We start from the raw sequence: 13,254 nt of genomic DNA, 5'->3' as shown, positions 1-13,254 counted from the left end.
CATAGCTTCGCTTAGAGCGACAGAGGAGCGTCGCGTCATTACGAATTACGAATTATTTCATTTAGTGATGCCCACCATCACTAAATTAAGGAATTTAAAATATGTTACATAAATCATGGCATTACTCACCCATGTGCTAACTTAAGTTTAGTTATTTAGAATTCAGTTAAAATAAGTTGTTATATATTGCTGACACTATCCCAAAAATTAATGCTTGATTTCTTCAACATCTTAACTGAGTTCTCTCGCACCAACTGTGTGAGCATTTGTGCATTTCTTGTACCAGCAAACTTGCTTGCGACTTTATTGACAATTATCTTGACAGTATTTCGCCGTCCATCATATCAAGTTTGGCCATCTGCTGCGATCGCTACTATTTTCGCTTCCGTAATGATATTGCATGTTTATACCTGGTTTATTATTGGTGTAGTGATGGCTCCCACTTATATTTTATTGTGGCTTGCAATCACTTGTTTGCTCACTAATTTTGCAGCAATTATGTTTCAGCGAGCTTCCCTTCAATATCATTCCAAATCGTATTGAAACAAGCTTAATTGCTTATAAGCTAAAATATATCTAAGTTGCTAATTTGTCATTTACGTCGGATGTGAATTAAAAATGCCTTTTATCCCACAAGGGTTTCAAGATTAGCCTAAAATTAGTGGTCTCCAGATAAAAAAATATCCAAAATATAGTGGCGTGTCTAGCCTTAAATGCGGCAAAAAAATTGTAGGTTAGGTTAAGCGCAGCGAAACCTAATACCAAAATCCTTGTATCCTAAGAAAAAGCTGGAAGAGTAACTTTGAAGACTCCTCCAGTTAATTAATTAACAAAGCTATTAGCTTTTAGCTAATAGCTTTTTATATCATTTTCTTAAAACCAAGAGCCAAACTTGGAAGAATGACCGCCGCCAAATTTAGACGAATATCCGCCACCGCTGTGAGAGGAACCACCACCACCAGACCAGCCACCAGACAAACTACCAGAGAAACCGCCACTAAAACTACCAAAAAAACCACCTCCGATAGTTCCCATTTCCTGAGTGGCGAGTTCATTCAGAAAACTTTCGGAATCAACAAATAGATCATATCCAGCAGGATATAACTCTGTTATTTTGATATTAGCCATTAGGCTTACCCCTTTACTCTAGAGAAAATGTACTTTGAATCAAAAGTAAGATTAGACTAGACTTCATCTAGCCCTAATTTTGATATTTTCAAATTGAATCTATTAATTCAAGTCTTTGAGATTGATTGCTTAGACATAATTCTGTGAATTATGTCTGAATATATTTTTATCTATAGCAACGTGAAAACTAAGATACCCGACTTCTTTGAGAAATCGGGTATCTGGAGACCGCGAATTTTCACAAATCAGATAGGATTGCTATCTGAATTTAATTTTAAGAGGACTATAGTCTAGGAAATTCTTATATTTCCAAGCTGGAAATTTAATATTGATGCTTAATGTCTGGGTGCTATACACTCTTAAAATCCATCTTTTATCTAGATTTTATGTTTAAAAATTGAAATTTTTGTCTTTGTTTATATATGGACATAATTACTTGATTTATGTCTCATACACAAAAGATTTATTGCGAGACGCACAGCGCGAAAAATCCGATGGGCTTGCTTCAAGCCTACGGCTTAAACCATGGAGCTTCATTTTAAATTTGAGCGAAGCGATTAACGTTGTTGCATCTACATAGCTCAATAATATCGGAAGTCATTACTCAGTAAATATGTATAAATACTATATGATCATGCTTGTTTTAATTTTCTTCACAAGTTCCTCACATTTAGAAACTATATTCAAAATATAACCAGTTAGTTTTCAGTAAAAAGAGGCTATTTATCTAGCTACTTTGATTTGTAAATAACACTTTTATCGGCAGGTATTGAAAAAATATGTATTACTGTCCTTGCTGCTCTAATATACTTTTACAACACACACGTGGTTCAGAAACTTACTGGTTTTGCCGTAATTGTTGGCAAGAAATGCCAGTATTTAGTTGGAACAAATCTAATCAGTTAGTAGAGGCTGTTACAGGAGAATCATCTGCAATCCTTGAGAAAAGAAGAACCTTAAACAATACTGTTTATCTAAATAAACAACTCAAATCCATTACTGGGTGGATAGGACTACAAGATTTGCCTGCATAAAGTAATGGTAAATCTTGTCCTTGATCCGAAAAAGTGGGGGATTTACCCCCTTATTTTTTTGTTGGAAGTATTTCATCAGTATTTTTACACATATTTACAATCTTTTTTAATGTAGCATTTTTTACATATATTTTTGCTATTCCAAGTATTTAAACATATAAAAAACTTTGAAATATTGGTCATCTTTTTATTGATAAACCATAGGAACTTTACCCAATTATGTCTCCCTGTTGAATAAACTAGCCTTGTACGTTCAGCTACTAAACATGGCTAAGGATGTTGGTTACCTCTAATGTGATTAATTGCATTACCAAAAAGCCAAATCCTGTAGTCAAGCCAGCCTAAATCTAGAAGCGGCATCAGTTTAAAAATTAACTTACAAGTGATGGAGACCGGAAAAACATGAAAGCTACTTTTCAAAAAATTGCCCTTGGTGCTTCAATGATGATTAGCGTAGGTGCGATCGCCACTGCACCTGCACAAGCTGGCACCCTCTCTGGCGCTACAATTGGTGGAACCGCAGCCAGCGATTACTATGTATATGATGTTCAAGGCAATAAAACCGTACGCGTGCAAAACCCCACAATGGCAAATGTGCAAAGCGTATTAGGTGGCAATGCTGTACAGCCCACTGGCAACGTAGAGTTAAGAGCTAGCAGTGAACAACCTGGTTTCGACTTCACCAAAAACACCACCTTGACTGGACAAATTGGTGGTAAATCTCTCACCTTAAGCAGCCTTACTTTAAGTGACTGGACAAGTACATACAAAGATGGACTGAGCTTAGGACGGTATTGGTTTAATCAAGCATTAATTAATAATGGTTTAGGTAGCTTAGTTGGGACAAACACAACTGCTAACAATTTATTCAATACTTTTGTTAATAATGGAGGCTATCAACGTTTCAGTGACCCCAATATTTCCTACGTCAACCAAAATGACACTACTGGTTTAATCAGTATCGGTTTAGCAGGTCACTTAAATGCTACTAGCCTTTTATTACCTGTTGTACCTTCTAGTCTCCAACCACTTTTGGCTGGTAGAGTCATACAAGCTAGTGAAATTGTTAAATACACCTATAACGGTAAAACAGACTACTTATTCGGCTTTCAAGCTACCAATTCCGGGTTAACTGAATTAAGTGATGGTATATCTCACAGCGGTAATTATGAACTCACTATTCAAGGCGTACCTCCCGCAGCAGTGCCAGAACCTTCAGCAATACTTGGTTTACTAGGTTTTGCTGGTATCTTTGCCACACAACGCAAGCTCAAGAAAGCATCTAGTTAAAATTACGGTTTCAATACTGTAAACTCAGTAATACTTAGCATAAGTATTAATTTCAAGTTCAAAATCCAACATTGGTACAGGGGAGCAGTTAGCTCCTTTTTTTTATGCATATTGCCTGCTAATATCAAGTTTAATTGAAAACTGCTCAAGAGTACTAACACGGAGACGCGAGTATGCAGAGACACAGAGAGTTTTGAATAATAGCGATCATGCGAACTTGACACAATACAGGATTTATATCATTCCTAAATCCTTTACCATGTCTTTCTGTTTCTGTGTTCCTGCGTCAACTTTCTCCCCCCACTCCCTATATTTCTTGAGAGTTTAGCAAGTAGCTCTCCATAGATCTGGTAAAATTTCTTAAGTGTATTTACTTGCAGGATTTTGTAAAAAAAGTTTTGTAAAAAACTAGTTAATTTCACTCAGAATTCTAAAACTTTAATGAAGAAAAGCTTAGTTTTTGCTTAACTTTATGATTTAGGATAATATTGTTTACTAGGTATATAACTGTAGAGAAGTTTAATTTATTACTTGATTTGCCTACATTGCATTAAACGCTTCTCTTGTTTATTTTGTAGTTTTGTGTGTAGCGTTATTTTAGTTTCTGAGAATACATTACTAAATTTTGATTTGATCTTAACAGGTAGCAATGACAGCACAATTACTTACTGGAGATCGACAATTCGAGTCACAACAGGTTAGACGAATTTTACTAATTGAAGACAACGATGTGAACAGGATGTTTTTGAGTGATTATCTGAGTTATTTCGGATATGATGTCCACAGCTTGTCAGGTGGCTCTGCTTTTTTTTCAACTGTAGAGAAGTTCCAGCCGGATTTAATGCTCTTAGACTTAAAATTACCAGATATTGATGGTTATTCACTCCTAAAACAGATTCAGCAGAAACCAGATTTATCAAAGATACCCGTTATTGTGGTTTCAGCCTTTGCTTTCAAAGCAGACAAAGAACGAGCAATGGATTTGGGTGCAAGGCGTTATATTGTTAAACCTGTAAACCTCACGGATCTGATTCTGACAATAGAAGAAGAGTTTACTTGTCGCCACATAATTTAAACAATTCCAATTGTTCGTGTAGCTATACGAAGTTAGGATTTACGCATTGACAGGATGATCAAATAGTGTATTAAAAAATGGTGTCGTGTACTTTCAAGGTATCGGACAGTTAAAGAAATCAGCCAACCCTCGACAGTACAATATAATTTGGAACATCACACCCTGTTGTTGCTATCAAAGCCCAAGCATGGAGGGTACAGAACAAAGAAGATTTTTCCTTGCAGACATTAATTGGGTCTTTTATCCCAGTTTCAATAAAAAACCAGGGTTTTACCCCTGGCTTCATCAGCAATATTACAAACTTTCAAGTGAATTCCACTAAATCGTATTAGTCTTTAGGGGTAGCATAAAAGCTCAGATGATAGGGCGTACCCTTTGCTGGATGAACCTGAACTTCTCGCAGTACAGTTGTACCGCGCCATTCAATTTCTGGAATATTAAGTTCAATCTCTGTTTTGTTGACAGCAACTTGTTTGAGTAGACGCTCAACGACCTTGGCATCAACTACCAAAGAAACTGATTCGGCAACATTATGACCGTATAGATTGGCGGGTATTAAGCCAGAACGACGCAGAGCGTTTGGCTTACTTCCTTCAGGCCGTTTTTGAGATTCGACTGTAAGAGGCATAGGGGTTATCAGTTGTCAGTTATCAGTTGTCAGTTATCAGTTGTCATTTGTCATTTGTCATTTGCTAATGACTAATAACTATGACATTACTACACACTCAGTACTCAGTAGGCGGCTCAACGCCCCGCTACCGCGCTTCAACACTCAGTACTCATCACTCAGCACTGACTACGCGCTCAGTAAAGAAACGGGTGTACCGTCGGCTTGTAGTAGGGCGCGTTTGGGGCCGTGGATGGGGTCTTCTACGATGATAGTTTGATCGCGGCTAGCTCCTAAAGAAACGATCGCGATCGGGACTTCCATTAATTCTGCTAGGAATTTTAGATAGTCCAGTGCTTGCTGTGGCAAGTCTTCTAAGGTACGGCAGTCGCTTGTTGATACTTGCCAGCCTGGTAAGGTTTTGTAGATGGGGCGACACCGAGCAAACAAACGGGAACTGGTTGGGAAGTGTTCGCAGCGTTCACCATTAATCTCATAAGCAACACAAACTTTGATTTCCGCTAGTTCGTCAAGGACATCTAGTTTGGTAAGTGCCATACAATCCATGCCGTTAATGCGGACGGCATAGCGACCGATGACGGCATCAAACCAACCGCAACGACGTTTGCGTCCGGTGGTTGTGCCAAATTCGGCACCGCGATCGCACAGTAATTCTCCTAGTTCTCCGTCTAGTTCGGTGGGGAATGGGCCTTCTCCAACTCGCGTTGTGTACGCTTTGGAGACGCCAATGACGCGATCAATCATTGTCGGCCCTAGCCCTGTGCCAACGCAAGCCCCCCCTGCAACTGGGTTAGAGGAGGTGACATATGGGTAGGTTCCGTGATCTAAATCTAGAAGTGTGCCTTGTGCGCCCTCAAACAAAATGTTACGCCGCCGCTGAATTGCATCATATATTTTCAGCGAGGTATCAATAATGTAAGGCCGCAAACGTTCTGCATACCCCAGATATTCGTCAATGACTGCTTTGGGGTCTAAAGGCTGCAAATTGTACAGCTTTTCTAAAATGACGTTTTTATAATTGATCGTCCACTCTAACTGCTCACGTAGACCTTCAGGGTCAATCAAGTCTAAAACTCTGATACCTGTACGCTCTGATTTATCGGCGTAAGTCGGGCCGATACCTCGACCTGTTGTACCGATCTTATGAGTTCCCCGTCTCTCTTCCGATGCTTGATCAATCAAGCGATGGTAAGGCATCGTGACATGGGCTGTCTCAGATATCAGCAGTTTGTCAGTGGAAATATTTAGTTTTTCTAGTTGATCGAGTTCTGCTATCAAAATCTGTGGATCGATGACTGTCCCACAGCCGATGATACATGCGGTATCTGGGTACAAAATACCAGAGGGAATTAGGTGCAGTTTAAAGGTTTGACCATTAACTACAATGGTGTGTCCAGCATTGACACCCCCTTGATAACGTACCACAACGTCTGCGGAGCGGCTGAGTAAGTCTGTTATTTTACCTTTCCCTTCATCGCCCCACTGGGCACCTATGACAATGACGTTAGCCAAGCGTTTATATTAAGAGGTAAAGTTTCCACAAACAACTATTATTAGCAGATTTTGAGTTTTGTGTCAAGTCTACCCACAATAAGGTTTGGTTAAGAATTTTTGGGGAATTGGGGGTAAAGTAGTTTACACACCAGATGGCGAGGCTGTGGAATTGCACTGCTTTGTGGATTGTAATTAAAAAGCTGTTGGCGAAGTTTGGGCAGTGGGGAATTGCTTGTGTAGATAGAGTTAGTAAAGTGCAAAAGTTAGCAATTAAACCTAGTAATTTTACATACAAGATAATAAGTGTATGTTTAATTACAAAAGTAGTCGTTAAGTTAAGTGTGAAAAGTGTGAAAAGTGGGATGTTTTGTAGTAACCCTTGATTATGCTGTTGATAAGCTGTATTGTTAATGCATATTACATGGTCACTACGAAATCATATCTCTTCTATAACCAATGAAAAAAATATTACTGTTAGGGTTTGCTGTAGCACTTACTGCTGGAATTGTAACAATCCCTAATGGGGGTAGAACCGATGTCGTTAACGCACAACTAATAGACATAAATTTGGATACATCTAGCTCCACCTGTCCAACAAACAAGATATGTGTGTGGAGCAAGCAGCAATTTGAGGGTGTTCGCTCAATTTATAAGTACGATATTGAATTATTCTCTAATCGCGATGGTTCTCAGAAAAGATGTGTAGTGAGACTGGATAATTCCATAGATAATAACGAATTAGTAAACATTGGTCGCTCAATACGTAATAACAGTCCATGTAGATTATTCCTATACATACAAAGAGAGTTGAGAGGAACTGCAACTGATCTTGTGGTTGATCCGATTGCTCCAAACACTTCGAAGTCTGACAGTGGAGAGTTTCGCCAAATCCTGGCGGATCGACTCCAAAGACTTTAGCCGTCAACCGTGACAGTTGTATTTGTAGCGGCTTGCAAGGAAAGACGCAAACCGGAGTCAGCGCATGTCAAATCTGCTGCGATCGCTCCCTTTGAGTGGGCGCGGCGGGAAAGGATTGTGATTGCAAATATACCTAACGCTCTCATGGCTTCGACTTTCAGCGTATAAGTTTCTAAATCTGGGAGAAAAACTTTTCCTTCCCCCCAAGATAATTGCTGATGCCATTCTTGCTGATCTCTGACATGAAAATATTCACTTTCATGTGTCAGATAATAATGAGTTAATAATTGCCAATAATATCTCGCTTGGGCGATCGCCTCAGCTATTTCTGAGCTAAAATTTGCACAAAATCTTGATGTTCCTGACTTGCTATACCTTGTTGCAATACTTCTAAAACTTTCGCCAAATTTCCCGCTAATAAAGCCGCTTGATCTAACCACAATCCCGGAAATATTTGAGAGAATATTACACCATCTTTATTGGGTTCAACTTTTATATACTCCTCTTCATTTAACCTAAACCAATCAAATTGACCGTCATCAACTCGCCATACTAGATATTCTTGTACTCCATTGCGACGGTATACTTTGAGTTTTTGATGCAAATCTATTGAAACACTAGAAGCAGCGATTTCCACAATTAATTCGGTAGCACCATTCACATAGCCATCCTGACTAATAGTGGATTGTCCTCCAACTTCAATTCTCAGTAGTGCATCAGGTTGAGGTTCATTATCAAAATCAAGACGTACTGTAGCATTGTCACCCAATTCAATCCCTGGTGTAGCTGCCCAATAGTTTCCTAACCAAGTGATAATTCGAGCATGGGGATTGGCATGATTTTTTATCCGCAGGGGCGATGCCATGTAAACATTTCCTTCAATTAATTCTGCTTTTTTTAGATGAGGCATTGCTTGATAGCGACGCTCAAATTCAGCACGGGTGAGTTTGTCGCCGTTTTCTAAAGGCGGAATTATCAAAAGTTGAGCAGTTGCGTCAGCAGATATCATAATTTTCAAGGTTAATGGTGAATTACTGACACTATTAATTTTACTAGAGATTGCTGATCAAATTAGCCATCTAACCTGACGTATTATCATATCAATCGGGAAGAAATCGATGCTGACATTGTATACGAAGAAGCTTCTATGCGAGTGCATAGAAGCATTACATAAAGCTGGAAAGCTAGGATGAGCCAGATTCGTTATAAGCAATCTGTAGGAGATGGATTTTAAACCCCTATGTTTTTATAACTAACGACTTCCAATCGAAGTTACAATCAGCTTTTTGATACCTCGAATTTTTAGCATTAGCTAACATTAACTCATCACGTTGATGCCAAATAGTAAATATTTGCTCTCTGTCATCATTAAGCGTTTCTTTGTCAATTTGAAAAACTCCATTTGTCCGCTTCAGCTTTAAGCCCAACAAATCTAACAGTCGGCTAAGTATTTTTATTGCTGAAATTTGTTCTTCTTCTCTTCCTAAGTTAATCCCTAGCGCTCTTTTGATATGTTTACTATGCTGACAAGCAATACTTTTCAATAAGATTAAATCAGCATCGTTTTCCGTAAAGTATCTATCTGCTTCTAGAAACTGCAATATACCTAACGCTCTCATGGCTTCGACTTTCAGCGTATAAGTTTCTAAATCTGGGAGAAAAACTTTTCCTTCCCCCCAAGATAATTGCTGATGCCATTCTTGCTGATCTCTGACATGAAAATATTCACTTTCATGTGTCAGATAATAATGAGTTAATAATTGCCAATAATATCCTTTGTCATCCTGTAATTTCAGTAGTGGGGTAACTTCTGTGCAATATCTTTGTCTGATGATGTATTTATTGATTTGATTGCGTTCCTCATCGGTTAAGGAATGTTTGGCTACTAACAAATCATATTCTACGTAATCAATATCTCTAGCATTAGCTACAGCGGATGCTAATCTTAGTTGATTTTGCTGCTTAATTTCTTTAATTTTGCGCTTAATTTCTTTGGCTTTTTGCCGAGTTTGTGCCCAATCTTTCTGAACTTTGACGATTTCTAAAATTAGTCGTTTTCGGGTATCTAAGTCGTTAGAATCGGTAGCTAAAAAGGCAAGGCGTAAATCTCGAATGATATTATTGTGAACAGCATTACTGCGAATTTGTAATCGATGTCCATCAGCCATTAAACCATCTTGCATTGATTGACGGTAGAGGCGAATAGAAGCATTGACTCTTGCAGATAACTTCGCCCAAGTTCGTAAGTGAATAGGATCATGAACTAAAGGTAAATCTACATCTATTTTATGTAGTGGACTGAGTAAAGCTAAATTTTCTTTCTGATTTTCTTGATACCAATCAGACAGCAAGCGATAATTTGTACTACCACTACCAATTAAGCCAATACCCCGCTTAGCACACCAGACAACACGCGGTATATCACCCCGCACTCTTGCTAATGCTTGTCGTGCTTCCGAATCAGGAATTACCCCTTGAAAAATACCATAAACTCGGTCGAAGTGTTGCACGTCAATACTAATTCCTGTACCAAGACTAGGGGTAACAAAAATGCTGTCATACTCTGGAATTTTTTGATTAATAGCTGCGATAAAATCAACTGCTGCGTGGCCGGGTGTGTTTGTAGTTTGGCTACTAACTACGAGTGTTTTAGGATATTGCGATCGCAATTTTTGTAACCGCTCTCTCAGGTAACTTTCAATTGTTTCACAACTGTAACGTCCAGAGCGACTATCGGTAGTAACATAACACTTACGTCCTGCCAGTAAATCTAATTCTAATTGGTGAATCAGTGGAGTTGGATTAGGAGAATCATAAAAAGTCACATCCCAACCTTGTTGAGGTTTCCACTCATTAACAACTACCCAAGGTGTTAGTTTAATCCCCGCTAATCCTTGTAAATATTCTAGTGATACATCTGATAAATCAGCGTCTTGAGCAATTATTAATCCTCCAGTAGTTAAGACTGTGGATATGAGTTGCTGGAATAATTTTAAAATTTTGACTCGTTTATGTTTACAGGTATTACTGTTGAGTAGATGCCATAAAGATTGCTCTACTTCATCTAAAATTACGATTGCACCTTGCCAATCATCAGGATTAAGTTTCCAAATCGAATCAATACATAATCCCAAAGACTTAGTAACTGATAAAGAATAATTGCTAATAGATAACTTTGACTCTTCACCTATTCCCCATTCCCTATTACCCCTAATCCCCACTTCCTCTGGGAGCGGGGGCCCCGAGTTCCCCATTCCCCACTTAATACCAACTGTTTCACACAAATATCGTCCTAGTAAAATTCTGTGAGTAATTAGTAAAACACGCTGGTTTCTGCCTTTAGCTTGCTTGACAACAGCTTGCAATGCTGTGGTTTTGCCAGTTCCTTTTGCTGATTTAACTCCGACTAATCCAGATGTGGGTAAAGCTATTTCCCCTAAATAGGGACGATTAACAACAAGTGTAGCAGGAATTGTTAATTCGGTATGAGGTTTAGTTTGAGCTAGGTAAATTTCTAAATCAACACTTTGGCGATAAATTTTCTCGAATGCACTTGCACCTTTGGCAACGAGAAATTCATCAACACCTTTCTCAATTCCTGGAAGTTCAATCACTTTTACCAGGCAATTTTTTTGCTGGAATAAACAACCAAGTTGAGCGATCGCATTATTAACAGCTGCAATTTTATTGGGTTGAGTTTCAAAATCAAAGCAAATATAAAAGCTACGCTTGGTAATTGCAAAAATTGCTAAGTCAGGAATCAACTGACGCCGGGTAACTTTACCAAAGTCATCTTTAACAACTCGATAACCACTAGTAATTCCAGGAATTGCGATCGCTGCATAACCTTGTGTCAACAGTGCCGCCGCTTTCTTCACACCCTCACAAATTACCACGGGGATATTGCGTTCCATTATCCATTGCCAAAAGCCCTGGGCTTCACCATCAGCGGTGATACTGATATTGTTGGGCAAGGGTAAATTATAACGCTGAGCGACTTGTTCCCAAACAGGCAGCGAGACTCGTAAACAAAACACCCGCGTTGGCGTGCTGGGGGGATGCTCATATTTAATTGATTTACCTTTTTGATTCTGTCGGGGTTGGTTTGGCTTAAAGCATCCCCATTCCATCATTTGCCAATTGTTGAGGGGATCTAGCCCAGAACACCACCAACCACCTGCGGTGATGTGGTTATAACGTTGCAACCATCCACTTTTCACCATTCCCGTATTAGTGCGGGGTAGTAGTTCCGAAATTAACAAGTACTCATAAACATTGACGCCTTGGAGTGTTGTGAAATTAAGCTGCGTCAAGTGTAAATCTATACCACTGCTCTTGACTAGTTCCTCAAGGTGTTGGGGGTTTAAATAGTGCAGATGCATGGTGTGAGGCAATAAAGGAGGGACGATGGACTTAAAATTTAGCACGCATCCACATGATTTTTGATCGCAGAAATCATGATATTTTTTTGATATATTTTATACTTCGTTATTTAAAATACGTCGGTTAACATCTTACTGGCTGATTTTACCTACTGAGTTGTAAAAGTAATATTTTTGTATTGTGATATTTGTTCGCTGTTAAGTTTTATTTATCAGTAATTTTGTCATGGGGACTGGGGACTGGGGATTGGGGACTGGGGACTGGGGATTGGGGACGCGGAGAAATTTTCTCCCTCATCTCCCTCATCTCCCTCATCTCCCTCATCCCCCCCATCCCCCTCATCCCCCCACTCCTTTCACACGAGAATATCAATTTTTCCAGTGTCAAGATTGTAATAAGCACTAACAATTTTTAGTTTGCCTTCGTGGAGCGATCGCGCTAAGATTGTCGAGCTTTGCTGTAATTTAGCAGCTTGATATTTAATGTTGGCTATGACTGCATTCTCGGTTACATCACCAGTGAGTGAGTTGATGTTTGCTATAGCTGGTTTGATGTTTTCAACAATATAACCAATTCTGCCGGGGAGAAGTTCGTTTTTGATAGCTTCTGCTACTGCACCACATCTTCTATGACCCAACACTACAATCAACTGTGTACCCAATACAGCTGTAGAATATTCCAAACTGCCTATAGCCATGTCGCTCGCTACATTACCAGCAACTCGCACAACAAATAAATCCCCAAGTCCTTGATCGAAAATAATTTCCGTAGGAACTCTTGAATCTGCACAGCCTAATATAGCTGCAAAAGGATACTGTGCTTTAGCAACTAATCGTAAATGTTCCAGTGATTGATGAGGAGATTTACGTTTTTTATGTATGAATCTTTGATTGCCATCAAGTAGGTTTTGTAACGCTTGATCGAAGTTTATTGGATTAGGGTTAGCAGAATTAATATTAGCGATCGCACTTTGTTGTTCACTCCACAAACTCTCACTAAAAATAGTAGCTGTAATACCAGCGCCTACCAATTTTAATAGCTCACGACGACCCAAAAATCCATTAATTCGACTCATCAATGCTACCTAACAACAAAGCTGTTGTCAGCAAGATATCAAACTCAAGCAGGATACAAGAGTACCTTTTTACACGGTTTAACAGTTATTTCCAAATTCGATGTGGGGAATTGGGAACTTGTAATGAGCGAAGTCGTACCCTGCGGGATCTTAAGCTGTTCCATATATAACTTGCTAATTAGGGCGGGCAAGATGCCCACCCCACAAGAGTTTTATTTAATTTGATTAT

The 13,254-nt window shown here is 39.1% G+C and carries 12 protein-coding genes; 5 read left to right on the top strand and 7 right to left on the bottom strand.

The window, feature by feature from the left end; genetic code table 11:
• Window positions 1–210: 210 nt before the first annotated feature.
• Window positions 211–543, top strand: a complete 333-nt coding sequence (locus tag AC5JMF_RS23045; protein ID WP_495798030.1) for a hypothetical protein — start codon at window positions 211–213, stop codon at window positions 541–543.
• A 330-nt stretch (window positions 544–873) separates the two neighbouring features.
• Here AC5JMF_RS23045 and AC5JMF_RS23040 read toward each other — a convergent pair whose 3' ends face one another.
• Window positions 874–1,128: a hypothetical protein gene (locus AC5JMF_RS23040; protein WP_495798029.1), complete on the bottom strand. Its 255-nt coding sequence runs from the start codon at window positions 1,126–1,128 to the stop codon at window positions 874–876.
• Between the two features lie 779 nt (window positions 1,129–1,907).
• Here AC5JMF_RS23040 and AC5JMF_RS23035 point away from each other — a divergent pair.
• The 3 genes from AC5JMF_RS23035 to AC5JMF_RS23025 all read left to right on the top strand — a co-directional run bounded on the left by AC5JMF_RS23035 (window position 1,908) and on the right by AC5JMF_RS23025 (window position 4,527).
• Entirely contained in the window at window positions 1,908–2,162 is a 255-nt protein-coding gene (locus tag AC5JMF_RS23035) for a hypothetical protein (protein WP_495798028.1), read from the top strand.
• A 402-nt stretch (window positions 2,163–2,564) separates the two neighbouring features.
• Window positions 2,565–3,452, top strand: a complete 888-nt coding sequence (locus AC5JMF_RS23030; RefSeq protein ID WP_495798027.1) for an NF038130 family PEP-CTERM protein — start codon at window positions 2,565–2,567, stop codon at window positions 3,450–3,452.
• Window positions 3,453–4,101: 649 nt separating this feature from the next.
• The gene (locus tag AC5JMF_RS23025; protein ID WP_495798026.1) at window positions 4,102–4,527 is read left to right on the top strand and encodes a response regulator; all 426 of its coding nucleotides are present in this window, start codon (window positions 4,102–4,104) and stop codon (window positions 4,525–4,527) included.
• Window positions 4,528–4,855: 328 nt separating this feature from the next.
• Here the strand turns inward: AC5JMF_RS23025 and rplY are convergent, their stop codons facing one another.
• Together rplY and AC5JMF_RS23015 are read right to left on the bottom strand one after the other, a co-directional pair.
• On the bottom strand, window positions 4,856–5,155 hold the full coding sequence (gene rplY / locus AC5JMF_RS23020) for a 50S ribosomal protein L25 (protein WP_495798025.1): 300 nt from the start codon (window positions 5,153–5,155) through the stop codon (window positions 4,856–4,858).
• 168 nt (window positions 5,156–5,323) lie between these two features.
• Window positions 5,324–6,667 (bottom strand): adenylosuccinate synthase, encoded by a 1,344-nt coding sequence (locus AC5JMF_RS23015; RefSeq protein ID WP_495798024.1) that lies wholly within the window; start codon window positions 6,665–6,667, stop codon window positions 5,324–5,326.
• A 438-nt stretch (window positions 6,668–7,105) separates the two neighbouring features.
• Between AC5JMF_RS23015 and AC5JMF_RS23010 the strand changes: the two genes are divergently transcribed.
• Window positions 7,106–7,567, top strand: a complete 462-nt coding sequence (locus tag AC5JMF_RS23010; protein WP_495798023.1) for a peptidase inhibitor family I36 protein — start codon at window positions 7,106–7,108, stop codon at window positions 7,565–7,567.
• Here AC5JMF_RS23010 and AC5JMF_RS23005 read toward each other — a convergent pair.
• The 4 genes from AC5JMF_RS23005 to AC5JMF_RS22990 all read right to left on the bottom strand — a co-directional run bounded on the left by AC5JMF_RS23005 (window position 7,564) and on the right by AC5JMF_RS22990 (window position 13,025).
• Window positions 7,564–7,713 (bottom strand): hypothetical protein, encoded by a 150-nt coding sequence (locus tag AC5JMF_RS23005; RefSeq protein ID WP_495798031.1) that lies wholly within the window; start codon window positions 7,711–7,713, stop codon window positions 7,564–7,566. The genes AC5JMF_RS23010 and AC5JMF_RS23005 overlap by 4 nt on opposite strands.
• Before the next feature lie 176 nt (window positions 7,714–7,889).
• Window positions 7,890–8,576 (bottom strand): Uma2 family endonuclease, encoded by a 687-nt coding sequence (locus tag AC5JMF_RS23000; protein WP_495798022.1) that lies wholly within the window; start codon window positions 8,574–8,576, stop codon window positions 7,890–7,892.
• A 229-nt stretch (window positions 8,577–8,805) separates the two neighbouring features.
• Entirely contained in the window at window positions 8,806–11,949 is a 3,144-nt protein-coding gene (locus AC5JMF_RS22995; RefSeq protein ID WP_495798021.1) for a plasmid replication protein, CyRepA1 family, read from the bottom strand.
• Window positions 11,950–12,305: 356 nt separating this feature from the next.
• Window positions 12,306–13,025: a carbonic anhydrase gene (locus AC5JMF_RS22990; RefSeq protein ID WP_495798020.1), complete on the bottom strand. Its 720-nt coding sequence runs from the start codon at window positions 13,023–13,025 to the stop codon at window positions 12,306–12,308.
• Window positions 13,026–13,254: the final 229 nt, after the last annotated feature.

This window comes from Desmonostoc vinosum (genome assembly GCF_059505385.1).
Note: the sequence above shows the minus strand (reverse complement) of the source record. Positions and strands in the feature narration are given on the sequence as shown.